Here is a 24,047-nt window from a genome sequence, read left to right on the forward strand (position 1 = left end):
CTAGTTCGCATCCTTGACCAGCAGGGCCACGGTTTCGACGTGGTGGGTCATCGGGAAGGCGTCGAAGGCGCGCAGGTCGACCAGCGGGTAGCCGTGGTCGGCGAACCAGGCGGCGTCGCGGGCCAGAGTGGCGGGGTCGCAGGAGACGTACACGACCCGGGAGGCGTCCAGGCCCGCGACGCGGCCCACCACCTCGCGGCCGAGGCCGGTGCGCGGGGGGTCGACCACGACCACGTCGGCGCGCTCGACGCCGAGCCGGTCCAGGGTGTCCTCGACGCGGCCCCGCTCGACGCGCGCCTGGGGCAGGTCGCGCAGGTTGTGGCGGGCGTCCTGGACGGCGCGGGCGTCCGACTCGATGCCGAGGACTGCCCCCTCGGGACCCGCCGCCTCGGCCAGGCCCGCGGCGAACAGCCCGACCCCGCAGTACAGGTCGAGCCCCCAATCACCGGGACGCACCGCGGCGAACTCCAGCACCGCGTCCAGCAGCACCGCCGCCGCCCCGGGATGGACCTGCCAGAAGCCGCTGCCCGTTACCCGGAACTCGCGGGACCCCACCCGCTCGGTGAGCACCGTACGGCCGCGCACGGCCCGTGCGTGGCCCCGCCCCTCGTCGACCAGGACGTAGGCGTCGGCGCCGAGCTCCGGCACCGCGACCGTGCGGTGGCCCTTCGGCGTGACGACCACGGCCCGCTCCCCCGTGGAGCTCGTGATGGCCTCCACACCGGAGGCGCCGTGCCAGTTGTGGCGCTCGACGCCGACCCGCTCGACCTCGGGGTGGGCGATCAGGCAGGCGTCGACCGGCTCGACCTCGTGCGAGCGGTGGCGGCGCAGGCCCGGCTGGCCGTCAGGCGTGACCGCGAACTGGACGCGCGTGCGCCAGCCGAGGCCCTTGGGCGCGCCGGGGACCTCCTCGACGTCGACCTTCACCTCGATGCCGGCGAGCCGCTGGAACTGCTCGGCGACGATCTCGGCCTTGAAGCGGCGCTGCGCGGCGAGGGTGGCGTGCTGCCAGTCGCAGCCGCCGCACCGGCCCGGCCCGGCGAACGGGCACGGCGGCGTGACCCGCTCGGGCGACGCCTCCAGGATCTCGACGGCGTCGGCCCGCAGGAACCGCGTGGTCTCGTCCGTGACCTCCGCCAGCACACGCTCGCCGGGCAGGGCGTGGCGGACGAACACCACGCGGCCCTCATGCCTGGCGACGCACCAGCCGCCGTTGGCGACGCGCTCCACGTTCAGTTCGATGGGCACTGCGCTCCCCCCGATCACGTCTTGACCTGATCATCCTTACGCGCCACAGCGTAGGGCCGGCGGACCGACCCGGGGGCGAACGACTCCGGCCTGCCCTTGAGCCGGTCGGAGGACGCGAGCTGCCACGGCACGCTGGTGACCATCACACCCGGCTGGAAGAGCAGGCGTCCCTTGAGCCTGAGCGCGCTCTGGTTGTGCAACAGGTGTTCCCACCAGTGGCCCACGACATACTCCGGAATGAACACCGTCACGACGTCGCGGGGCGACCGGCGGCGAAGGCTCTTGACGTACTCCAGCACCGGCCGGGTGATCTCGCGGTACGGCGAGTCGAGGATCTTGAGCGGCACCGGGATGCCGCGCTCCTCCCAGTCATGCTGCAACTGCTTGGCCTCCTCGGCGTCCACGGCGACCGAGATGGCCTCCAGCGTCGACGGCCGGGTGGCCCTGGCGTACGACAGCGCGCGCAGCGTCGGCTTGTGGATCTTGGAGAGCAGGACGATCGCGTGGTTCCTGGCCGGGAGCATCGACTCGTCGACCTGCGCCTCCTCCGGCATGACCAGCTCGGCCGCGACGTTGTCGTAGTGGCGCCTGATGCCGCGCATCATGAGGAACAGCACGGCCATGGCCGCGCAGGCGATCCAGGCGCCGTGCGTGAACTTGGTGACCAGCACGACGACCAGCACCAGGCCGGTGACGGTGCCGCCGAACGCGTTGATCACCCGCGACCGCTTCATCTGGCCGCGCTTCTTGGGGTCGGTCTCGGTGGCCAGCAGCCGGTTCCAGTGGCGCACCATACCCGTCTGGCTGATCGTGAACGACACGAACACCCCCACGATGTAGAGCTGCACCAGCCGCGTGGTGTCCGCCTGGAAGGCGTAGATCAGCAGCCCCGCCATCGCGGCGAGGATCACGATGCCGTTGCTGAACGCCAGCCGGTCGCCCCGGGTGTGCAGCTGGCGCGGCAGGTAGCGGTTCTGGGCGAGCACCGACCCGAGCACCGGGAAGCCGTTGAACGCGGTGTTGGCGGCGAGCACGAGGATCAGCGCGGTCATCGCGCTGATCACGTAGAAGGCCGGGGTGAAGTTGCTGAAGACGGTCTGGGCCACCTGGGCGATCACCGGGTCCGGGTGGGGCACCACGCGGCCCTGCCCGTCCACGACGACGCTGCCCACCGACGGGTCGGCGAACTTGGCCCCGGTGATGTAGGCGAAGGCCGTGATGCCCGCGAACATCGTGGCGGCCAGCACGCCCAGCGCCAGCAGCGTGTTGGCGGCGTTCTTGCCCTTGGGCTTCCTGAACGCCGGGACGCCGTTGCTGATGGCCTCCACGCCGGTCAGGGCCGCGCAGCCGGAGGAGAACGCGCGCAACAGCAGGAACACCAGCGCGAACCCGCCGATGCCGGCGCTCTCGCCGGTGACGGTGAAGTCGGCGGTCGGGGCCTTGAGGTCGGCGCCGAACATGAGCCGCACGCCACCCCAGATCATCAGCCCGAACACGCTGATCATGAAGGCGTAGGTGGGGATGGCGAAGGCCAGGCCCGACTCGCGGATGCCGCGCAGGTTCATCACCGTGAGCAGCGCCACGACGACGATCGCCGCGGCCACCTTGCGGTCGTGCAGGAACGGGAGGGCTGCGCCGAGGTTCTCCACCCCCGACGACACCGACACCGCCACCGTGAGCACGTAGTCGACCATCAGCGCGCTCGCGACGATCAGCCCGTAGTTCGACCCGAGGTTGGTGGTGGCCACCTCGAAGTCGCCGCCGCCGCTGGTGTAGGCCCGGACGTTCTGCCGGTACGACGCGACGACGGTCAGCAGGATCACGACGACGGCGAGGGCGATCCACGGCGTGAAGTGGTAAGCTGCGAGACCCGCGACCCCGAGCGTGATCAAGATCTCCTGCGGCGCATACGCGACCGATGACAGTGCGTCACTGGCGAATACCGGCAACGCGATGCGTTTGGGCAGCAGCTGCTCGTGTGCCTGCGCGCTTCGGAGCGCCCGGCCCACGAGTAACCGCTTGACCATATCTCCAACCTTGGCCACGAGTGATGATGCTAGTCGTGGGCCCGACGTGCTCCTCACACGGCGCTGGCCAGAACCGGTCATACTTGGCCTGATAGCTGGATAGGGTCCAGGGGTTGCCGCTCAAAGCCACAGCGGGGGAGCATGCACATCGTCATCATGGGATGCGGCCGGGTCGGCTCGACCCTGGCCCACATCCTCGAGGACAGCGGCCACTCGGTCGCGATCATCGACAGGGATCCCCAGGCGTTCCGGCGGCTGCGCGCGGGCTTCCGCGGGCGGCGCGTCACCGGCATCGGCTTCGACCGCGACGTCCTGGAAGAGGCCGGCATCGAGTCCGCCGGCGCGTACGTCGCCGTGAGCAGCGGCGACAACTCCAACATCATCTCGGCCCGGGTCGCCCGCGAGACCTTCGGCGTCGACAACGTGGTGGCCCGCATCTACGATCCGCGCCGCGCCGAGGTCTACCAGCGGCTCGGCATCCCCACGGTCGCGACCGTGCGGTGGACGGCCGACCAGATCCTGCGGCGGGTGCTGCCCGAGGGCGCCGAGCCGCTGTGGCGCGACCCCACGGGCACGGTGATGCTCGCCGAGGTCGCCTATCACTCCGCCTGGATCGGCACCCGCACGAGCACCCTGGAGGACGCCGCGGGCACCCGTGTCGCCTTCGTCAACCGCATGGGCGAGGCCCTGCTGCCCCGGGACGACACCGTCCTGCAGGAGGGCGACATCCTGCACGTGATGGCCGCCGAGAACGACATGGACCGGATCAACAAGGTGCTGGCGTCGGCACCCGAGGAGGAGTCGCACTGATGCGCGTCACGATCGCGGGCGCGGGGGCGGTCGGCCGGTCCATCGCCGCCGAGTTGCTCGAGAACGGCCACGAGGTCCTGCTCATCGACATCGACCCAAAGGCCATAAAGATCGACAGCGTGCCGCGGGCGGAGTGGCTGCTCGCCGACGCCTGCGAGATCTCCTCGCTGGACGAGGCCGGGCTGAACAACTGCCACGTCGTCATCGCCTCGACCGGTGACGACAAGGTCAACCTGGTCGTCTCGCTGCTGGCCAAGACCGAGTACGGCGTCCCGCGCGTGGTGGCCCGCATCAACCACCCCAACAACGAGTGGCTGTTCAACGAGTCGTGGGGCGTGGACGTCGCGGTGTCCACGCCGCGCCTGCTCTCGGCGCTGGTGGAGGAGGCGGTCAGCGTCGGCGACCTGGTCCGCCTGATGACGTTCCGGCAGGGACAGGCCAACCTGGTCGAGCTGACGCTGCCCGAGGACGCCCCGGTGGTCGGCCAGCGGGCCGGCTCGGTGCCCTGGCCGGCCGACTCGGCGCTGGTGGCGATCCTGCGCGAGGGCCGGGTGCTGGTGCCCTCCGACGACGACCCGCTGGAGGCCGGCGACGAGCTGCTGTTCGTGGCCAGCCAGGAGGTCGAGCAGGAGCTCGCGCACCTGCTGGCCCCCTGAGGCCCGGGTCCCGAAGGCTCTGGCCCCTGGAGCTCCGGCTCCCGAAGGCTCTAACCCCCGGGTCGTCCCGCCTGCCGTGCCGGGCGTCGTTCAGGCGCCCGGCGCCGAGGGACCCGAGAGCGGCGTCCTGCCCCGGGCGAGCACCCAGACCATGGCGGCGAGCCCCGCCACCTGCAACGGCCAGCCGAGCGCCACCTTGGCCACCCCCAGCGCGGCCACCTGGCCGGCGTAGTACAGCGGCAGCTGCACCACCACGCGCAGCAGGCAGGGCAGGATCAGCAGCCACGTGAGCCGCGAGCACAGCCGCACCACGTCCGGGTCCCTGCGCCAGCCCGTCGGGTCGCCGGTCACCGACCCGATGAGGAAGCCCACGATGGGCCAGCGGACGGCGACCGAGAAGATCATGGCGACGGCGTAGCCCGCGTTGTACCAGATGCCGGGCAGGAAGACGTCCTTGGCCTGTCCGGTGCGGCTGGCGAAGATCGCGCCGACGGCGATGCCCACCAGGCTGTTCAGCACGAACTGCACGGTGGAGCGCTGGACCACGCGCACGAGCAGCAGCAGCACGGCCATGCCGATGCTGACGATCAGTGACGTCCTGAGCTGCTCGGTGACGATCCAGGTGATCGTGAACGCCACCGTCGGGACGGCGGCCTCGACGATGCCGCGCACGCCGCCGAGGGCCTTCGCGAGCTGGGCGCGGATGGCCGCCTCGACGGTGTCGTGCGCGGCCCGCTCACCGGCCGCCGTGCCCACCGCGCCGACCCCGCCGGCGTCACTCACGGCCGGTGGGGGCGCCTCCTCCGACATCCGCGCGCCGTCTCGCCGGTCCATCGTCATTGGTCTCCTCGCGTGGTGGAAGCCGTGGTCACTGACCGCTCGCCGGCAACAGCTCGTATCGGGGGTTGAACATGACCTTGCGGCCGTCCTGGATGCTGACGAGGCCCTCGGCCCGCACCACCCGGCCCGGCTCGACTCCGACGATCTTCCGGCGACCGAGCCAGACCAGGTCGATCACGTCCGACCCGTCGTACAGCTCGGCCTCCAGGGACGGGACGCCGCCGCGCGGGCGCAGGGTCACCGTGCGCAGCGTACCCGCCACGCAGAACCGGCGGCGCTGCGCGCACGAGGCGATCGGCGTCGCGCCGTGCTGGGCGAGGTCCTCCTTGAGCTCCTCGGCCTCCTGCTCGGCCCTGGTCGTCGTCAGCCGGCGAAAGAACCCGCGCAGCCCGCGTTTGACGGGCTCAGCCGTACTCATGTCCTGCTCAACTCCTCGGGAGGCCCGTGGGACGCCGTGAGACTCTGCCCGCAGCTTACGTCAGCGGGTCTCGGTGATCTCAGGCCCGCGCTCGAAGGGATTCAGGCCGGGCCTGCCCTCCTGCGCGGCCTGCTGCTCGACGGCCTGCCGGGCCTCGGCGGGCAGCCGCAGCTCGATGGGCTCCTTGGGCGCCATGGGCTGGTCGCCGCGGACGACGACGATGTCGCGCATGACGTCCTCAAGGGTCTTGGCGGTCTCGGCGTCGGCGACGGCGCGGCCGCTGATGACCCCGCGCAGGAACCAGCGGGGGCCGTCGACGCCGATGAAGCGGACGGACTGCGTGCCGCCCTCCTGCTTGACGTCGGCGGCCAGCTCGGGACCGAAGGGACCCTCGCGCTCCTCGCAGGACCCGCCCGCGGCGGTGACCTCGCGGGCGAGCTCGGCGCGCACCTCGTCCCAGATGCCGTTCCTCTTGGGCGCGGCGAACGCGTGCACCTGCAGGGCGCTCTCGTTGACGAGCACGACGGCGCCGACGAGCTGGTCACCGGCGACGTTGAGCTGGACCTCGAACCCCGGGCCGACCGGCAGCAGCAGGCCGCCGAGATCGACCCGCTCGTTCTCGGGGTGGGGCTCCTCGGCGTCCCAGGGTCCCGACTCGCGGACGGGGGCCGGCGCCTCCTCGGCGACCGGTGCCGTCTCCTCTTCCTCGTGACGGCGGCGTCGGAACACTTTCCTTCACACTCCTTATCGACTCATCGGCCGGTGGAACCGAACCCGTCGGCGCCGCGCGCCGAGCCGGGAAGCCGCTCCACCTCGTAGAAGGCCGCCTTCTCGACGCGCTGGACGACGAGCTGGGCGATCCGGTCGCCGCGCCTGAGCCGTACGGCGTCCTTGGTGTCGGTGTTGAGCAAGGTCACCCGGATCTCGCCGCGGTAGCCGGCGTCGATCGTGCCGGGCGCGTTGACCAGCGTGACGCCGAACGTCGCCGCGAGGCCGGAGCGCGGGTGCACGAAGGCGGCGTACCCGTCGGGCAACGCGATGGCGACGCCGGTGCGGACGACCGCGCGCTCGCCCGGCAGCAGCTCGACGTCCTCGGCGGCGTGGAGGTCGGCTCCCGCGTCGCCCGGGTGGGCGTACGCGGGAAGCGGCAGATCTGGGTCGAGTCGCTGGATCAGCACCTCGATCATGGGTTCACCTCGTCGCCCTCAGCCTCAAGCTACGCCACCGGCCCCGCGGACGCGGAACCGGTGTGCTCACGATGGGAGACCTTACCCGTTGCGCTGGGGCGACACGTCCTCTCCCGCGCCGGGCGCGGGCTCGCCGGGGCCGCCCGGAGGCGCGGGGGGCTCGTGGTGCGCGGCGGGCGGCAGCGCGGGGGGCGTTCTGCGCAGCTCGGGCAGCGCGCGGTAGATCACCGCGACGACCGGCACGGCGATCGCGGCGCCGGCGATGCCGCCGAGGATGCCGCCGATGGCCAGCACGAGGATGATCGCCAGCGGGTGGAACTTCACGGCCCGTCCGACGATCAGCGGCTGGAGGACGTGGTTCTCCAGCTGTTGCTCGACCACGAGGACGCCGATGAAGACCAGGGCGAAGACCGGGCCCTTGGCGCCGAGCGTCACCAGGGTGGCCAGTCCCCCGGCGAAGAAGATGCCGACGATCGGGATGAAGCTCGCCATGAAGATGAGCACCGCGAGCGGGGCCCAGAGCGGCACGCCCATGCCGAACAGGACGACGCCGATGACCACGCCGTGGATGGCGGCGACGATGACCGTGCCGTGGATGTACTGCGACAGGGTGTGCCAGGCGGCCCGCCCGGCGCGGTCGACCCGGGGGGCGGCGGAGCCGAAGGCGCGCAGGAACCACGACCAGATCTGCCCGCCGTCCTTGAGCAGGAAGAAGGTGATGAACAGCAGCAGCACGATCGAGGTGAGCACCTCGACGAAGACGGCGGCCGTGGACAGGATCGTGCTGGTGATCGCGCTGCGCTGGGCGTTGGCCTGCCGGATGATCTCGTTCACCATGTCGGTGAGCTGGGCCTCCTTGAGGTGGAGGGGGCCCTTCAGCAGCCAGTTCTGGGCGTCGCGCGCGGTCTGCTGCACCTGGTCGAGAAGCCGCGGGAACTCGTCGTTGGCCCGGAGGCCGATGATGAAGCCGAGCCCGACGATGACGGCGAACGCCAGCAGCATGGTGATCCAGGTCGCCCAGATGGAGCGCAGGCCCGCCCTGCGCAGCCGCTCGGTGAGCGGGAACAGCAGGGCGGTGAGCAGCAGCGCGATCGCCACCGGCAGCGCCACGAAGCTGAGCCGGACGATGATCTGCACGAAGAAGTAGAACACCACGCCCGTGACGATCAGGCGCCAGCTCCAGGCCGCCATCGCGGACAGGACGGGTGGCACGCTCCGCTGGTCGCGCTCGCTTTCGACGATCACGCCTCCAGACTGGCACGCCGGGCCGCCGAACGCGCGCAGGTTACGGCGTGGTTCAAGACCCGGTCTGCTTACGTCCTCGTCCCGGCCGCCGCGTATGCCCCAAGTACGGCATTGGCGGCATACGCGGCGCGGGCGTTCGGGGCCCTATGCGGAGGCGGCCTCGGCCAGCGTGACCTCGACCCGCAGCTCGCCGTCCTCCGGCCGCAGCACGAACTCGTCGACCGAGCCCGCCGCGCACAGGTCGTCCTGGGCCGGCCCCACGAGGGCCACGGAGGCGCCCGACACGCTCAGCCGCGCGACCTCGGCCCGCATGGACAGCTTGGCCGTCGACTTGGCCCTGCGGACCTCGCGGAGCACCTGCGACACCGTCGCGAGCACCGCCGGGTCGCCCGGCGCGGCCGGCTCGGCCCGCGTGGGCCAGGTCGCGCGGTGCACCGAGCCCGGCCGCCACCACGACCAGACCTCCTCGGTCACGAACGGCAGGAACGGGGCGAACAGCCGCAGCATCACGTCGAGCGCCCGCCGCAGCGCGGCCCGCGCGGACCGTGCCCCGTCGTCGTCGCCGTACGCGCGGGTCTTCACCAGCTCCAGGTAGTCGTCACAGAACTCCCAGAAGAACCGCTCGGCGACCTCCAGCGCCCGCGTGTGGTCGTAGGACTCGAACGCGGCCGTGGCCTCCTCGACGACCTCGGCCAGCCGCGCCAGCATGGAGGCGTCCAGGGCCTGGGAGACCTCCCCCGGCTCCCCCTCGACCGGGCCCAGGCCCAGCACGAACTTGGAGGCGTTGAGGATCTTGATGGCCAGGCGCCTGCCGACCTTGATCTGGCCGGTGTCGAACGCCGTGTCGGTGCCCGGACGGCCGCCGGCCGCCCAGTAGCGCACCGCGTCCGAGCCGTACTCGCGCAGCAGGCCCATGGGCGTCACGACGTTGCCCTTGGACTTGGACATCTTCTTGCGGTCCGGGTCGAGGATCCATCCCGAGATCGCCGCGTTCTTCCACGGCAGGACGCCGTTCTCCAGGTGTGCCCGCACCACGGAGGAGAACAGCCACGTGCGGATGATCTCGTGCGCCTGCGGCCGCAGGTCCATCGGGAAGACCCGCGCGAACAGGTCGGGGTCGCGCTCCCAGCCGGAGACGGTCTGCGGCGACAGCGAGGACGTCGCCCAGGTGTCCATGACGTCGGGGTCGGCGGCGAAGCCGAACGGCCGGTCGCGCTGCTCGCTGGAGTACCCGGGCGGCGCGTCGGTCGCGGGGTCGACCGGGAGGGCCTCCTCGCAGGCGGCGATCGGGTTCTCCCAGATCGGCCGGCCCTCGGAGTCCAGCGGGTACCACACCGGGATCGGCACGCCGAAGAACCGCTGGCGGGAGATCAGCCAGTCGCCTGCCAGACCCTGGACCCAGTTCTCGTAGCGGACGCGCATGTGCGGCGGGTGCCACCGCAGCTCCCGGCCGCGCCCGACCAGCGCCTCGCGCAGCTCGGCGTCGCGCCCGCCGTTGCGGATGTACCACTGGCGGGTCGTGACGATCTCCAGCGGCCGGTCGCCCTTCTCGTAGAACTTCACGGGGCGGGAGATCTTCCGCGGCTCGCCGTCCAGCTCGCCGGACTCGCGCAGCATCGCGACCACGCGTTCACGGGCGCTGTGCGCCGTCTTCCCGGCCAGCTCGGCGTACGGCCCGGCGGGGACGCCGTCGGGGGGCTCGGGCAGCAGCCGCCCGTTCCAGCCGATGACCGGCCGGGTCGGCAGGTCCAGCTCGCGCCACCAGACGACGTCGGTGACGTCACCGAAGGTGCAGATCATGGCGATGCCCGAGCCCTTGTCCGGCTCGGCCAGGCGGTGGGCCATGACGGGCACGGGGACGCCGAAGATCGGCGTGCGGACGGTCTTGCCGAACAGCGGCCGGTAGCGCTCGTCGTCGGGGTGGGCCACCAGGGCGACGCAGGCGGGGATCAGCTCGGGCCGGGTCGTCTCGATGAAGACCCCGTCCTCGCAGGCGGTGCCCGGCACCCCGCCGAAGCGGATGCGGTGGAAGGCGCCGGGCCACTCGCGGTCCTCCAGCTCGGCCTGGGCGACGGCCGTGCCGAAGGTGACGTCCCACAGGGTGGGCGCCTCGGCCAGGTAGGCCTCGCCGCGCGCGAGGTTGCGCAGGAAGGCCCGCTGGGAGGCGGCGCGGGAGGTCGCGTCGATCGTGGCGTAGGTCAGCGACCAGTCGACCGACAGGCCGAGGTGACGCCACAGCTCCTCGAACGCCTTCTCGTCCTCCAGCGTCAGCCGCTCGCACAGCTCGATGAAGTTGCGCCGCGAGACGGGCACCTGGCGCTTGGGGTCGGGCTCGGCCGGGGGCGTGAACGCCGGGTCGTAGGGCAGGGAGGGGTCGCAGCGCACGCCGAAGTGGTTCTGCACCCGGCGCTCGGTGGGCAGGCCGTTGTCGTCCCATCCCATGGGGTAGAAGACCTCACGACCGCGCATGCGCTGGTAGCGCGCCAGGGTGTCGGTGTGGGTGTAGGAGAAGACGTGTCCGACGTGCAGGGAGCCCGAGACGGTGGGCGGGGGCGTGTCGATCGAGTAGACCTGCTCGCGGGTCTTCGAACGGTCGAAGCGGTACGTTCCCCGGGCCTCCCAGCGGGCCGCCCATACCGTCTCCAGGCCATCCAGAGCGGGCCTGTCGGGAACGGTGGCGCGGTGCGGTCGCTGTTCGGTCATGGCGCCCTATGGTATGGCGTCACGGCGGTTCCGGGCACGACAGACTAGGGTTTGGTAGATCGACGAGGGGAGAGATCATGGGCGGCAAGTCCGACGAGGTCGAGAAGCAGGACATGGCGTGGCGCCTCATCGGCGCGGTGGTCGGCCTCGGCGTCGGCTTCGTCGCCCGCAAGGCCATCGAGTTCGCCTGGCAGAAGGCCACCGGCAAGCAGCCTCCCGCGGACCCGAACTCACTGGAGACGAGCCTCGCCGAGGCGATCGGCTTCGCCGTGGTGATGGGCGTCGGCATGGAGGTCACCCGCATCGTCGCCACGCGCACGGCGCACAAGCGCTACCGGGCGTGGAAGGGCGTCTCGCGCAAGGCCGAGCAGGTCATCGGCTCCTGACCCGGCGCCGGGTGGGGCGCCGGGCTCGTCTCAGCGTCGTCTGAGCGGGGTCTGGCGTCGTTCTGGCATCGTTCTGGCGTGGTACGGGGTGTCTCGTCCGAGCGGTGCGTCTCGGCGTGGTGTGGCGTGGTGTGGTGCTTCGTGCGGGGCCGGCCTCAGCGTTCCAGTGCCGCCAGGAAGTCCCCGGCCCACCGGTCGACGTCGTAGGTGGCCACGCGGCGGCGCATGGAGCGCATCCGGCGCGACAGCTCGTGCGGGGTCGCGCGCATGGCCGACACCATCTGGCGTTTGAGTCCCTCGACGTCCCAGGGGTTGACGAGGTAGGCGTGCTTGAGCTCGTCGGCCGCCCCGGCGAACTCCGACAGCACCAGAGCCCCCCGCAGGTCATGGCGGCAGGCGACGTACTCCTTGGCGACGAGGTTCATGCCGTCGCGCAGCGGCGTCACGACCATGACGTCGGCGGCGCAGTAGAGCGCGGCCAGTTCGTCGCGGTCGTAGGACTGGTGGAAGTAGTTGATCGGGGGGACGCCCAGCACGCCGTACTGGCCGTTGATGCGCCCGACCCGCAGCTCGATGTCGTCGCGCAGGTTGCGGTACTCCTCGACGCGCTCGCGGCTCGGGGTCGCGATCTGGACGAACACCGCCTCCCCGGGGGTGACCGTCTTGTCGGCGAGCAGCTCCCCGAACGCCTTGAGCCGCTGGCCGATGCCCTTGGTGTAGTCGAGCCGGTCGACGCCGAGCAGGACGTGCTCGGGCTCGCCCAGCTCGGCGCGGATCTCCTTGGCGCGGGCGATGATGTGCGGCTCGCGCACCAGGGTGTCGAGCTCGCTGAAGTCGACCGAGATGGGGAAGGCCTCGGCGCGTACGGTGCGGTCGCTGTAGGAGATCTCCTGTCGCTGGTTCTGCAGGCCGAGCTGGCGGCGGCACAGCCGGATGAAGTTGGACGCGCCGCCCGGACGCTGGAACCCGACGAGGTCGGCGCCGAGCAGGCCCTCCAGGATCTCGCGCCGCCAGGGAAGCTGCCAGAACAGCTCGGCGGGCGGGAAGGGGATGTGCAGGAAGAATCCGATCTTCAGGTCGGGGCGCAGCGCCCGGAGCATCGCCGGGACGAGCTGGAGCTGGTAGTCCTGCACCCAGACCACCGCGTTCTCGGCGGCGGCGTCGGCCGCGGCCCGGGCGAACCGCTCGTTGACCGCCCGGTAGGCGTCCCACAGGACGCGGGAGTAGATCGGCGCGGCCACCACGTCGTGGTACAGCGGCCACAGGGTCGCGTTGGAGAACCCTTCGTAGTACAGCTCGACCTCGTTGGCCGAGAGGGGAACGGGGATGAGGCTCATGCCGTCGTGCTCGAAGGGCTTCAGCTCCTCGTTGGGAGCCCCGTGCCAGCCCAGCCACGCGCCGTCCCGGCGCTGCATCACCGGGGCGATCGCGGTCACCAGTCCTCCCGGGCTGCGCCGCCAGGAGGCGCTTCCGTCCGGGGTGATCGTCCGGTCCACAGGCAACCGGTTCGCGACGATCAGAAAAGAGCTGCGCACACGTCCTCCCTCGTGATCGGTTTATGACCACCTTACGAAACCGGTCGCAGCCCTCCGTGCACGGCCTCCGGTGCAGGAGTGTGCACATACCCTCACAAAAGCCGATAAGCGCATTTAGGGATGACAAAATGCCCCTACGAACGGTAAAGGGGAGGCGTCCGGGGGCGCGCGAGGCGAGGCGGGAAAGGGGGAATCAGTCGGCGGGCGGCAGGGCCCGTTGGCGGCGCAGGTCGGCGCGTACGGTCTGGGCGAGCCTCTTGGTCGCCAGCCTGTTCAGGGCGCCACCGGCGACGGCGCCGGTCAGGAAGGGGCCGAGTGTGGTCAGATGACGGCCCAGCGTGCGCATCAGGCGCTTGCGTAACCCCGCCTTGGCGGCGGTCCCGAGGGCCAGCGTCACCGAGGCCGGCGCCAGCGGGTCGACCCCGCGCTGCCGCGACCAGGCCACCATGAAGGCCATCGCGCGCTGGCTGCCCGTGCCGGGCACCTGCACGCCGTACACCTCGTGCAGCTCGGCGAGGAGCTTGACCTCGATCGCGGCCACCACGAGGGTTTCGGCCACCAGCTGGGCGGGCGCCGATAGCAGGAGCGGGGGCGCGGCGAACTCGGCGGCCGCCAGGGCCCCGCCGACCGCGCCGACGGCCGTCGTCGCCTTGGTGGCGGTGCGGACGAGATCGTCGGCGAGGGCCTCGCCGGTGAGGCCGTAGTGGTGTTCCTGGAGTGTCGCGAGGTCACGGATGGGCAGGCGCGGCACTATGGACGCGAAGACGTCCGCCAGCCAGCGGCCGCGCCCCGCGCCGGGCACCCGGGCCCTCCGCGCCGCCGCGACCAGCGACATGCTGAGGCGGCCGAGCAGCCGGCGCCGCTCGGCCCCGTCCATGTCCTCCGCGCTGGAGAGCTTCCCCACCAGCTCGGCGACCTCGGCGTTGGCCTCGTTCTCCTGGTTTCCCAGGTTTTCAGGGTCTTTCTCGTTGTCCGGCCCGGGCACGGCGGGCAGCCCGGGCTGGTCCTGCGATGATCGATCCGCTCCAGAGGTCACGGACCCTCCCTGAGTCTCAGGCGGCGCATTCTCTGCAGATCTGCTGCCCACCCTTGTCGGAGGCAAGCTGACTGCGGTGATGCACGAGGAAGCACCGCGAGCACGTGAACTCGTCCGCCTGACGCGGGATCACCCGGAGCGAGAGCTCTTCGTTGGACAGGTCGGCGCCGGGAAGCTCCAGCGACTCGGCGAGGTCCGTCTCGTCGATGTCTATGCTGCCCGAGGACTTGTCGGTCCGCCGCGCCTGCAGCTCCTGAAGGCTGTCCTCACTCAGGTCGTCGTCGGTCTTGCGTGGGCTGTCGTAATCGGTGGCCATTTGCGTATTCATCCCCCTCATCTATTGAGTGCGCGTCACGCGCCGCGCGTCTGTAACGTCTGGGCGGTCCATCTTGTGCCCGTCCCTCCAGGGGAATTTTGCAATCGGTACCCCGTAGGCACGGCAGACGAACCTCCGCACACGTGAGGGCCTTGCCGCCTTCGCCATCGAGTTAGCCAAATATGGCGAAAACCTAAGCATTGGCCACAGGACCCATCGTGTTCGACGGCACATCCAACCACATGTCTGGCGCGAACGAGACGACCCCCGCCGTATCAGCCCGCCGGAAGTCGCACCGTCATCACGAGACCCCCGCCTTCCCGTGGGACCGCCTTGACGATCCCCTGGTGGGCGCGGACCACCGCACGCACGATGGACAGCCCGAGCCCCGTGCCGCGCGCGGATTCCACGCGGTCGGAGTTGAGCCGCCGGAACGGCTCGAACAGGTCGTCCACCTCGTACGCGGGCACATGCTGCCCGGTGTTGGCCACCTGAACAACCGGGGCACCGTCCACCATTCCCGTCCGGAGCCAGACCTGTCCCGACGTGGGGACGTTGTACTTGACGGCGTTCTCGACCAGGTTGGCGACCAGGCGCTCGACCAGCACGGGATCCCCCATCGTAGGGGCCGGGCGCAGGTCGGTGTGCACCGTGACGCCGGCCTCCTCGGCCATGGCCGTGTGCTGCTCGACGACCGTCCGGCCGACGTCGCGAAGATCGACCGGCTTTCGGACGGCGAGCTCGCGTTCGCTACGGGCGAGCAGCAGCAGGCCCTCGATGAGGTGCTCGTTCCTGGCGTTGGTGCCGAGCAGCGTGCGGCCCAGCACCTTCAGGTCCTCGGAGGCGCTCGGGTCGCCGAGCGCGACCTCCAGCACGGTCCTGTTGATCGCCAGCGGCGTGCGCAGCTCGTGGGAGGCGTTGTCGACGAACCTGCGCTGGGCGTCGAACGCCCGGCCGAGCCGGGTGAGCATGGCGTCGAAGGTGTCGGCGAGCTCCTTGATCTCGTCGTCCGGCCCGTCGAGGTCGATGCGGTCGTGGGCCAGGGAGGTGTCCGACAGCTTGCGCGCCGTGGAGGTGATCTTCTGGATCGGCCGCAGCGCCCGGTCGGCGACGAAGTACCCGAAGACCAGCGCCAGGATGCCGACCCCGCACAGCGCCAGCAGGGACCGGATCAGGATCTGGTGACGCGCGGAGGCGATCATCTCGTCGCGCAGGGAGGCCCAGTTCTCCCGGATGTTGTCGACCCAGGCCGCCGGCGCGTCCGCCGGCAGCTGGACGGGGAACTCGGGCCACGAGGTGTCGATCGACTGGCCGACGAAGGAGTACATGACGAACAACAGCAGCGCGCCGGCCGCGAAGAACAGGGCGCCATAGGTGAGCGTCAGCCGGACCCGGATGCTCATGCGGCCCCGCAGCAGCCGTATGCGGCCCAGCCAGTCGTGGGCGACGGGCCTCGGCCCGATCGGCGGGGGGCCGTCCCAGGCGGGCGGGCCGCTCGGCGGCGGCGGGGGGGTCTTCGGGCGGAACGGCGGGCGGGTGCTCTGGACGGTCGGCTGCTCGCTCCTCCACCCGCCGGGCCACGATCCCGGGGATGCCTCGGGCGCCGTGGACTGGGCGGGCGGCCGGGACCGGGCGGGCTGTGTGGATGGTGTGGACTGTGCGGAGAGGGCGGACTGGACGGGTGCCGCCGGATCGCCCGGCCGCCCGGCGTCCTCCGCGCGGCTCGCGGCGGCGGGGCCGAGAGGCGGCGAGACGGGGGCGTGCGCGGCGCTGTACTCCTGCCCCCGCGCCGGGGCGGCGTCATCGGTGGCGGACACGCCGTTGGCGCCGGGCGCGCCCGGCGGGACGATCATCGGCTGGGGCGACGAGAAGGTCGGCCGCCCGGCGCCCGGGGTTCCGCTCCGCTCGCGTTCCTCGGTCACAGTTTGTAACCCACTCCCGGCACCGTCTCGATCACCGCCGGCTCCCCGAGCTTCTTGCGCAGCGTCATCATCGTCACCCGGACGACGTTGGTGAACGGGTCGATGTTCTCGTCCCACGCCTTGTCCAGCAGGTCCTCCTGGCTGACGACGGCGCCCTCGGCCCGCATCAGCTCCTCCAGGACCGCGAACTCCTTCTTGGTGAGCGCGATCTCGTTGCCGTCGCGGGTGACCAGCCGCTTGCCCGGGTCGAGGCGGACGCCGCCCCGCTCCAGCACCGGGGGCAGGGCCGGGGCCGACCGGCGGCCGAGCGCCCGCACGCGCGCGACGAGCTCCATGAACGCGAACGGCTTGGCGAGGTAGTCGTCGGCGCCGAGCTCCAGGCCCTCCACCTTGTCGTCGACCTCTCCGGAGGCCGTCAGCATGAGGATGCGGGTCGCCGTGCGCTCGGCGACCAGCCTGCGGCAGACCTCGTCCCCGTGGACCTTCGGCAGGTCACGGTCCAGCACGACCACGTCGTAGTCGATGTACGACGTGCGTTCCAGCGCCCCCGCGCCGTCGTAGGCCACGTCCACGGCCATCGCCTCGCGGCGCAGCCCGGTCGCGATCGCGTCCGCGAGCACCCGCTCGTCCTCAACCACAAGCACCCGCACGGCTCCTGGCACCTCCTGTAGTCCCGGCCCGCGTGGCCGGCTCCCGCTTCCCGGCCCCACCCCGCGTCTCCCGGAGCCTCCCGGGGCCGTCGGGACCGGAGCCCGCAAGGTTCATTGTCGCCACAATGGGCTTAAGCGCATGGTAAGCACGCGCCGACCGTGCGGCGGACCGGTGACATAAAGCACACTGCGGACATCCGACATTCCTGGTTTAAGCCCGACAGGGGGGTGGGTAGACCCCCAGACCCAACGGCAAGGCCGGGGAAGATCATGAGCTCTCCCCAGGCACCCGGAGGGCCGAATGCTCCTTCGCCCCTCGAGAAAGAAGGTGAGATGGGCGAGTTCACCACCACGATCGAACACCGGCTCGACCAGGCCTACAAGGGTCTCCAGGAAGCGCGCACGAGCGGCGACGACTTCCTCGCCGACACTCTCACCGCCGAGATAGAAGACCTCCGGCGGATCGCCGTCGACAACGGCGTGGCGATCAAGCCCTGAGAGTTCATCTGCCCGACGGACACGAAGGGCCCGCCCGTTCTCCGGGCGGGCCCTTCGGCGTGTCGCGGCCGGTCAGCCGTCCCGCTCCGGGTCCAGGGGCTCCAGCAGGTCGTGCAGCTCCTCGAACAGGCCCGGGGCCGCGCACAGGGTGAGCTCCGGGTTGCACGGGCGGCCGCCCAGCCCGCCGATGCGGGCGCCGGCCTCGGTGGCGACCAGGCCGCCCGCCGCGAAGTCCCAGTACTCGGTGCCGCGCTCGTAGTAGCCGTCCACGCGCCCGGCCGCGACCGAGCACAGGTCGGCCGCGCACGACCCGCCGCGCCGGATGTCGCGGACCCTCGGGACCACGTGCGCGAGCACCTCCGCCTGGACGGCCCGCCGTTCGGGGCGGTAACCGAAGCCGGTCGCGATCAGCGCCCCGGCGAGCGGGACGCCGGTGTTGCACCGCAGCCGCTCGGCGGGCAGGCCCTCGCGCAGCAGCTCGGCCCCGCCGCCCCTGGCCGCCGCGAACAGCTCGCCGCGCGGCACGACGTTCACCACGCCCGCGACGATCTCGCCGTCCACCTCGACGGCGATGCTCACGCACCAGTCGGGCAGGCCGTACATGAAGTTGACCGTGCCGTCGATCGGGTCGACCACCCAGCGCACGCGCCCCTCGCCGGAGGTGACGCCACCGGTCTCGCCGCCCTCCTCGCCGAGGATCGCGTCGCCGGGCCTGGCGGCCAGGATCCGCGCCCTGATCAGCTCCTCGCAGGCGCGGTCCAGGGCCGTGACCACGTCGGTGGCGCTGGACTTGGTGCTGACCGCCTCGGGCCGCGCCGGGCGCTTGGCGATCAGCATCTGTCCGGCCTCGCGGGCGATGGAGACCGCCAGGTCGAGGAAGTCGGTCATGCGACCGACTCCGGGCGCTTCCACTCCTCGCCGAGCACGTGCTGCGCCAGGAACGCCAGGATCGTCTCGTACCAGGCGACGGTGTTGCCGGGCTTGAGGATCCAGTGGTTCTCGTCGGGGAAGTACAGGAACTTGGACTCCACCGACGACCTGCGCAGGTCCCACCACAGCCGCAGGGCCTCGCCGATCGGGACGCGGTAGTCCTTGTCGCCGTGGATCACCAGCATCGGCGTGCTGATCTCCTCCAGCGAGTGGTGCGGCGACAGCGCGCGGTACCGGTCGGACCCGGGCTCGCCGAACTCGCGCTGCCAGTACATCGAGGAGTCGGTGGTGCCGGCGAACTGGTCGAGGTTCCACAGGGAGGCGTGGGTGACGACGGCCTTGAACCGGTCGGTGTGCCCGGCGATCCAGTTGGCCATGTACCCGCCGAAGGACCCGCCCATGACGGCCGTGCGCTCCGCGTCGACGTCGGGGCGGGCGACGCAGGCGTCGGTGATCGCCATGAGGTCGGCGTGCGTGCGCGGGCCCCAGTCCCCCCAGCCCCGCCGGATCATCTCCTGGCCGTAGCCGGTGGACATGCACGGGTCGGGCATCAGCACCGCGTACCCGTGCTCTGCCATGATCCAGGGGTTCCAGCGCCACATCCAGTCGTTCCAGCTCGCCAGCGGGCCGCCGTGGACCCACAGCAGCAGGGGCGCGGGGTTGCCCGCCGAGGCGCCCGGGGGCAGCGCGAGCCAGCCCCTGATCTCCATGCCGTCGTCGGCGACCGCGGTCACCTCGGTGAGCGTCCCGGGGATCTCCAGCGCCGGCGCCGGGGAGGGCAGCTCGGTGACCTCCCCGCCGTCCAGGGCGATGCGCACCGGGGCCGGAGCGGCGTCCAGGGAGCTGCGCAGCGCGTACACATAGCGGCCGTCGGGCGAGGGGCACAGGTGCAGGTACGAGTCGTCGCCCGGGGTCAGCCGCTCCGGGTCGCCTCCGACGGGCACCCGGAAGATCGGACGGCGGCCGAAGTGGTCGCTCGCCACGAAGACCGACGCCGAGTCGGCGGCCCAGACGACCGCGGACGGGATCAGCCCGCCGGCGCTCGCGGCCACCTCGCCCGTTGCGACCTCGACGATCATCAGGGTGAACTCCGGAGGCAGTTCCTCGGTGCTGTGGCTCTCCTTCATGAAGGCCGCGTACCGCCCGTCGGGCGAGACGGCGAGGGGGCCGGAGAAGTCGTGATCCTCGGAGGACGCCAGGACGCGGCGCTCCCCCGTCGCCGTGCCGATCGCCACCAGCTCGGCGCGCGACCGGCCCGCGGGCAGCTCGACCCGCCAGGTGGTGACGACCTCGGCGCCGTCGGGGGTGACCGCGAACGACGCCTCCAGCAGGGCGCCGCCGGCGTCCGGGGTCAGGTCGCGCGGCTCGGCGAGGCCGGGCAGGCGCGCGGCGAACAGGCGCGTGCGGCCGGGACCGAGGTCGTGGTCCCAGAACCGGATCGGATACCCCTCGTGGAGTATCGCGCTGACCCCCGCGTCCTTCCTGGCCTTACGCCGGTCCCCCTCGGTCTCGGCGTCCCCGTCCAGCACGTCGGCGGCGAACACGACCGTCTCGCCGCCGACCTGGAGCCCATGGATGCCGCCGGGCCGCTCGGCGACCCTGCGCGCCTCCCCGCCCCGCGCGGGCAGCACCCACAGTGCGGGAACCTCGTCCTCGGGCTGGTCCTTGGCCGTCGGGTCGGGGCGCCGCGAGACGAACAGCACGTCGCCGTCCGGGGCGAACTCCGCGCCGGTCTCCCCCTTGGCCGAGCGGGTGAGCCGGTACGCCTCGGCGTCGGGCTCGACCGGCACGGCCCAGAGGGAGGTGCCGAAAGACTTGCCGTCGGGGCCGAGGGCCTGCACGACGGAGATCAGGCGGGTTCCGTCAGGAGAGAGCCGCAGCGATAAGACGCGCGGCACGCCGACATATTCGCGAATGTCCTTGAAGTGGCTCACTTCTCCGAACCTACCCCCACGGGCCCCCCCTCCAATAGCGTCCGCACGCCCCCGGATGCGGTTGGATGGAGGCATGGGACGTTACGACGCGCTGCTGGTCGTCTCCTTCGGCGGCCCCGAGAAGCCCGAGGACGTCATGCCGTTCCTCGAGAACGTCGTGCGGGGCCGGGGGGTGCCGCGCGAGCGGCTCATGGAGGTCGAGGCCCACTACCAGGGCTTCGGCGGGGTCAGCCCGATCAACCAGCAGTGCCGCGACCTCATCGACGCCATGCGGCCGCTGGTCGACGTGCCGGTCTACTGGGGCAACCGCAACTGGCATCCCTTCCTGGCCGACACGATGCGCAAGATGGCCGCCGACGGCGTCACGCGCGCGGCGGCGTTCGTCACCGCCGCCTACAGCTCCTACTCAAGCTGCCGCCAGTACCTGGACGACCTCGCGCGGGCGCGCGCGGAGGTCCCGGGCGCCCCCGAGATCGTGCGGCTGCGCCACTACTTCGACCACCCCGGCTTCATCGCGGCGATGACCGACCACACCCGCGAGGCCCTCGACCGGCTCCCCGCCGAGCACCGCGACCACGCCCGCCTGGTGTTCACGGCCCACAGCATCCCGGTCTCGATGGCCGCGTCCGCGGGGCCGTCCGGGGGGGCCTACGAGGCGCAGCTCCGCACCGCCGCGTCCCTGGTGGCCGGCGGCCGGCCGTGGGATCTGGTGTGGCAGAGCCGCAGCGGGCCGCCCCAGGTGCCGTGGCTGGAGCCGGACGTCTGCGACCACCTGGAGACGCTCGCCGCGTCCGGCACCGAGGCCGTGGTGCTGGTTCCGATCGGCTTCGTGTCCGACCACATGGAGGTCGTCTACGACCTCGACACCGAGGCCGCCGCCAAGGCGCGGGAGCTGGGCCTGCCCATGACGCGCGCGGCGACGGCGGGCACCCACCCGCGGTTCGTGTCGATGGTCGCCGAGCTGCTGGAGGAGCCGGAGCCGGTCCCCTGCGCCGCCACGTGCTGCCCGGCGCCGCGGCGGCCGGCCGGGAGGCCCGCTCAGGAGCCCGATCAGGAGTAGGCGTGGGCGTAGGCGTCCGCGATGCGCAGCACCTTGTCCACGTAGTCCCAGGAGTGGTTGTAGCGGTACACGGCCGAGCGCAGCTTGGCGCCCCCGAGGCCGGCGCCGTTGGCGCACAGGTAGCGCGCCGCTGACGGCACCGAGTCGTAGGGGCTCCAGATGTCGGACTTGCCGTCCCCGTCGCCGTCCACCCCGTACGCCTTCCAGGTGGCGGGCATGAACTGCATCGGCCCGAGGGCTCCGGCCGAGGACGGGCCGTTGTTGCGGCCGTGCCCGCTCTCGACCTGCCCGATCGCGGCGAGGACGGTCCAGGACAGGCCGGGGCAGACCTGCGCGGCCGCGACCTTGTACAGGTCCAGGTAGCTCGCGGGCCGGCCGACGTGGTAGGAGCCGGGTTTGGCGGCGGCGACGATCGGCTGGGGCGCGGTCGGCGTCGCCGCGGGGGCCGGGCGTCCCTTGCGGCCGATCGGCACGACCTGGGCGCCCTGGCCGAGCAGCTTCTTGACCCGCTGCCCTACGGCGGCCTCCTTGCCCGAGGCCGTGTGCACCAGGACGGCGACGCCCGCGATCAGCCCGAGGGCGCGGCCGGTGTCCTTGGCCACCAGGCCGTCCACGCCGGGCAGGCCGAACGGCGCCGACGCGGCGACCCGCAGCCGCGCCCCGCCCCCCGCCTCGTACTCGCCGCCGAGCCTCAGCAGGTACTGCGCGGCCGTCCTGGACTCGGCGACGAACTCCCCGCGCGCGAGCGCGTCCCACACCTCTGGCTGCTCGGCGACCGCCTTGGGCGCCCAGGTGCGGTATTCCGCCGGGTCGACGGCGAGGAGGTTCAGGGTGGCGGTGGAGAAGCGGATCGCCCCGGCGTCGGCGAGCGCGACCTTCTTGACGTCCCGCAACGCGGCGATCTTCGCCAGCGCCTGGGGGTCGACGGCGCCGCGGGCGATGGCGATCAGCCTGGGCGGGGTCAGGGCCGCCGCCCCGCCCACGGGCGAGGCGGAGGGGCTCGTGAACGACGTGGGCTCGGCCCGCGCGTTGGGCGGGTCGACGGGAGCGGTCAGGTCCCGGACGTCGGCCAGGGGCGAGCGCGGGGCGCGGGGCCGGTCGGGGGAGGCGTCGCGGGTGAACAGGAACGCTCCACCGGCCGTCACGCCGGTGACGACCAGCAGGGAGAGCCCCACCACGACGGCACCCGCGGGCGTGAGCCGAGGACGATGCGACACTTGACCCACGTTAACCTGGCGAATCCTGATTCGTGTACGTTGCCCGATATTCACTTGCCGCCTCGCGAGGCCGTGCGGGAGTGTTTACCTCGGATGGATCGACGCGTGCCGGGGGCGCGCGAAAGGGGCGAGATCGTGGTCGGGCCGTATCGAGGGCTGTTCAGCACGCCCGGGGCCAAAGGGTTCGTCATCGCCGGATTCATCGGGCGGATGCCGATGTCGATGCTCGGAATCGGCGTCGTGCTGCTCATCTCGGCGCTCACCGGCTCCTACGCGACCGCCGGCGCGATCTCGGCGACCGTCTCCATCTCCTACGCGGTCGCCGCCCCGCTCTCTGGGCGGCTCGTGGACAGGTACGGCCAGGCCAGAGTACTCGTCCCGCTCGTGCTTCTGCACGGCGCCGCGCTGGTGACGTTGATGCTCCTGGCCGAGTACGACGCCCCCCTGTGGACGCTGTTCGCCTCCGGCGTCGTCGTCGGCGGCGCGGCCACCTCACTGGGGTCGATGGTCCGCGCCCGCTGGTCCCACCTGCTCGGCCGCTCGGCGCGGCTCCACACGGCGTTCTCGTTCGAGTCCGTGGCCGACGAGGTCATCTTCGTCGCCGGCCCCGCGCTGGTGACCGGCCTGACCACCCTGGTCAACCTCTACGCCGGGCTCATCCTCGCGCTCGTCTCCACGGTCGTGGGCACCATCGCGTTCGCGCTCCAGCGCGGCACCGAGCCTCCGGTGCGGCCGGCCGGGCAGCAGTCCGGCAGCCCGATCACGATCCCGGGGGTCGCGCTGCTGTCCTGCGTGTTCCTCGCCATGGGGTCGGTCTTCGGCTCCGTCGACCTGACCACGGTGGCGTTCGCCGAGGAGCACGGCGCCAAGGCGGTGTCCGGGCTGCTGCTCGGGGCGTTCGCGAGCGGCAGCATGGTCTCGGGCCTGTGGTTCGGCTTCCGCGACTGGAAGATCACGCTGCGCCAGCGGTTCGTCCGCGGCCTGGCCGTCTTCGCCGTCGGCCTGACCCCCATCCTGCTGGTCGGCGACACCCGGATCATGGCCGTCGTCCTCTTCTTCGCCGGGCTCGCGATCTCGCCGACCGTCATCACGGGGTACGCGCTGGTCGAGCGCCTCGTCCCCGGCCACCTGCTCACCGAGGGCATGTCGTGGATCTCCACGGCCGTCGGGTTCGGCGTGGCGATCGGCGCCTGGGCCGCGGGACGGCTGACCGACACCTTCGGCCCGTCCAACGCCTACGCGTTCTCGTTCGGCTGCGCCCTGCTGGCGGTGGCGATCGGCATCGGCGGCAACACCCTGCTGCGCACCCCGGAGCTCGCCACCACGGAAGCCCGCACCACCGCCTCCTGAGTTCGGGGCGCGGCGAACGGCGGATTTCGTGAGCCTGGCTCATGAAACTGGCCATCCCGCGGGGTTCCCGGTTATCTTG

The 24,047-nt window shown here is 71.8% G+C and carries 22 protein-coding genes; 6 read left to right on the forward strand and 16 right to left on the reverse strand.

Features of this window, described 5'->3' with window-relative positions; translation table 11 throughout:
* Positions 1-1,248, reverse strand: a complete 1,248-nt coding sequence (locus DQ384_RS14800) for a class I SAM-dependent RNA methyltransferase (RefSeq protein WP_114029365.1) — start codon at positions 1,246-1,248, stop codon at positions 1-3.
* Between the two features lie 14 nt (positions 1,249-1,262).
* Positions 1,263-3,275 carry an APC family permease gene (locus DQ384_RS14805; RefSeq protein ID WP_220182953.1) on the reverse strand — a complete coding sequence of 671 codons (2,013 nt, stop codon included), beginning with the start codon at positions 3,273-3,275 and terminating at the stop codon, positions 1,263-1,265.
* A 141-nt stretch (positions 3,276-3,416) separates the two neighbouring features.
* On the opposite strand from DQ384_RS14805, the gene DQ384_RS14810 reads away from it, so the two are divergent.
* Entirely contained in the window at positions 3,417-4,085 is a 669-nt protein-coding gene (locus DQ384_RS14810) for a potassium channel family protein (RefSeq protein WP_114029367.1), read from the forward strand.
* Entirely contained in the window at positions 4,085-4,741 is a 657-nt protein-coding gene (locus DQ384_RS14815) for a potassium channel family protein (protein WP_114029368.1), read from the forward strand. Before DQ384_RS14810 ends, DQ384_RS14815 begins: the two co-directional genes overlap by 1 nt.
* A gap of 90 nt (positions 4,742-4,831) precedes the next feature.
* On the opposite strand, the gene DQ384_RS14820 is transcribed toward DQ384_RS14815, so the two are convergent.
* From DQ384_RS14820 to valS, 6 genes are all read right to left on the reverse strand, one after another.
* Complete coding sequence (locus DQ384_RS14820) at positions 4,832-5,581, reverse strand: DUF3159 domain-containing protein (protein ID WP_114029369.1); 750 nt, start codon at positions 5,579-5,581, stop codon at positions 4,832-4,834.
* A gap of 28 nt (positions 5,582-5,609) precedes the next feature.
* On the reverse strand, positions 5,610-5,999 hold the full coding sequence (locus tag DQ384_RS14825) for an OB-fold nucleic acid binding domain-containing protein (protein WP_114029370.1): 390 nt from the start codon (positions 5,997-5,999) through the stop codon (positions 5,610-5,612).
* Positions 6,000-6,059: 60 nt separating this feature from the next.
* A complete protein-coding gene (locus tag DQ384_RS14830; RefSeq protein WP_114029371.1) occupies positions 6,060-6,728 on the reverse strand; it encodes a DUF3710 domain-containing protein in 669 nt (222 codons plus the stop codon).
* Between the two features lie 23 nt (positions 6,729-6,751).
* Positions 6,752-7,186 (reverse strand): dUTP diphosphatase, encoded by a 435-nt coding sequence (gene dut / locus DQ384_RS14835; RefSeq protein ID WP_114029372.1) that lies wholly within the window; start codon positions 7,184-7,186, stop codon positions 6,752-6,754.
* An 81-nt stretch (positions 7,187-7,267) separates the two neighbouring features.
* A complete protein-coding gene (locus DQ384_RS14840) occupies positions 7,268-8,431 on the reverse strand; it encodes an AI-2E family transporter (RefSeq protein ID WP_245966478.1) in 1,164 nt (387 codons plus the stop codon).
* A gap of 144 nt (positions 8,432-8,575) precedes the next feature.
* Positions 8,576-11,134: a valine--tRNA ligase gene (gene valS / locus DQ384_RS14845; protein ID WP_114029373.1), complete on the reverse strand. Its 2,559-nt coding sequence runs from the start codon at positions 11,132-11,134 to the stop codon at positions 8,576-8,578.
* Between the two features lie 77 nt (positions 11,135-11,211).
* On the opposite strand from valS, the gene DQ384_RS14850 reads away from it, so the two are divergent.
* Positions 11,212-11,520, forward strand: a complete 309-nt coding sequence (locus DQ384_RS14850) for a DUF4235 domain-containing protein (protein ID WP_114029374.1) — start codon at positions 11,212-11,214, stop codon at positions 11,518-11,520.
* A 155-nt stretch (positions 11,521-11,675) separates the two neighbouring features.
* Here DQ384_RS14850 and DQ384_RS14855 read toward each other — a convergent pair whose 3' ends face one another.
* From DQ384_RS14855 to DQ384_RS14875, 5 genes are all read right to left on the reverse strand, one after another.
* Positions 11,676-13,055, reverse strand: a complete 1,380-nt coding sequence (locus DQ384_RS14855) for an alpha,alpha-trehalose-phosphate synthase (UDP-forming) (protein ID WP_114029375.1) — start codon at positions 13,053-13,055, stop codon at positions 11,676-11,678.
* Between the two features lie 193 nt (positions 13,056-13,248).
* Positions 13,249-14,091: a hypothetical protein gene (locus DQ384_RS14860; RefSeq protein ID WP_425451452.1), complete on the reverse strand. Its 843-nt coding sequence runs from the start codon at positions 14,089-14,091 to the stop codon at positions 13,249-13,251.
* Between the two features lie 16 nt (positions 14,092-14,107).
* Positions 14,108-14,407, reverse strand: a complete 300-nt coding sequence (locus DQ384_RS14865) for a DUF4193 domain-containing protein (RefSeq protein WP_114029376.1) — start codon at positions 14,405-14,407, stop codon at positions 14,108-14,110.
* Positions 14,408-14,682: 275 nt separating this feature from the next.
* Positions 14,683-16,329 carry a sensor histidine kinase gene (locus DQ384_RS14870; protein ID WP_342769397.1) on the reverse strand — a complete coding sequence of 549 codons (1,647 nt, stop codon included), beginning with the start codon at positions 16,327-16,329 and terminating at the stop codon, positions 14,683-14,685.
* Positions 16,326-16,979, reverse strand: coding sequence for a response regulator transcription factor (locus DQ384_RS14875; protein WP_114029377.1), 654 nt, complete (start codon positions 16,977-16,979; stop codon positions 16,326-16,328). Before DQ384_RS14875 ends, DQ384_RS14870 begins: the two co-directional genes overlap by 4 nt.
* 333 nt (positions 16,980-17,312) lie before the next feature.
* Between DQ384_RS14875 and DQ384_RS41250 the strand changes: the two genes are divergently transcribed.
* The gene (locus DQ384_RS41250) at positions 17,313-17,477 is read left to right on the forward strand and encodes a hypothetical protein (RefSeq protein ID WP_181871217.1); all 165 of its coding nucleotides are present in this window, start codon (positions 17,313-17,315) and stop codon (positions 17,475-17,477) included.
* A 72-nt stretch (positions 17,478-17,549) separates the two neighbouring features.
* On the opposite strand, the gene DQ384_RS14880 is transcribed toward DQ384_RS41250, so the two are convergent.
* Positions 17,550-18,365, reverse strand: coding sequence for an inositol monophosphatase family protein (locus DQ384_RS14880; RefSeq protein WP_114029378.1), 816 nt, complete (start codon positions 18,363-18,365; stop codon positions 17,550-17,552).
* A complete protein-coding gene (locus DQ384_RS14885; protein ID WP_245966479.1) occupies positions 18,362-20,305 on the reverse strand; it encodes a S9 family peptidase in 1,944 nt (647 codons plus the stop codon). The genes DQ384_RS14880 and DQ384_RS14885 overlap by 4 nt, the downstream gene beginning before the upstream one ends.
* A 109-nt stretch (positions 20,306-20,414) precedes the next feature.
* Here DQ384_RS14885 and DQ384_RS14890 point away from each other — a divergent pair, with 109 nt between their 5' ends.
* Positions 20,415-21,401: a ferrochelatase gene (locus tag DQ384_RS14890; RefSeq protein WP_114029380.1), complete on the forward strand. Its 987-nt coding sequence runs from the start codon at positions 20,415-20,417 to the stop codon at positions 21,399-21,401.
* Here the strand turns inward: DQ384_RS14890 and DQ384_RS14895 are convergent.
* Positions 21,392-22,618 carry a lytic transglycosylase domain-containing protein gene (locus tag DQ384_RS14895; protein ID WP_245966480.1) on the reverse strand — a complete coding sequence of 409 codons (1,227 nt, stop codon included), beginning with the start codon at positions 22,616-22,618 and terminating at the stop codon, positions 21,392-21,394. The two genes, DQ384_RS14890 and DQ384_RS14895, sit on opposite strands and share 10 nt — an antisense overlap.
* 93 nt (positions 22,619-22,711) lie before the next feature.
* Here DQ384_RS14895 and DQ384_RS14900 point away from each other — a divergent pair, with 93 nt between their 5' ends.
* Positions 22,712-23,968 carry an MFS transporter gene (locus DQ384_RS14900; protein ID WP_245966481.1) on the forward strand — a complete coding sequence of 419 codons (1,257 nt, stop codon included), beginning with the start codon at positions 22,712-22,714 and terminating at the stop codon, positions 23,966-23,968.
* Positions 23,969-24,047: the final 79 nt, after the last annotated feature.

It is taken from the genome of Sphaerisporangium album (genome assembly GCF_003323745.1).
GTDB classification, from domain to species: domain Bacteria; phylum Actinomycetota; class Actinomycetes; order Streptosporangiales; family Streptosporangiaceae; genus Sphaerisporangium; species Sphaerisporangium album.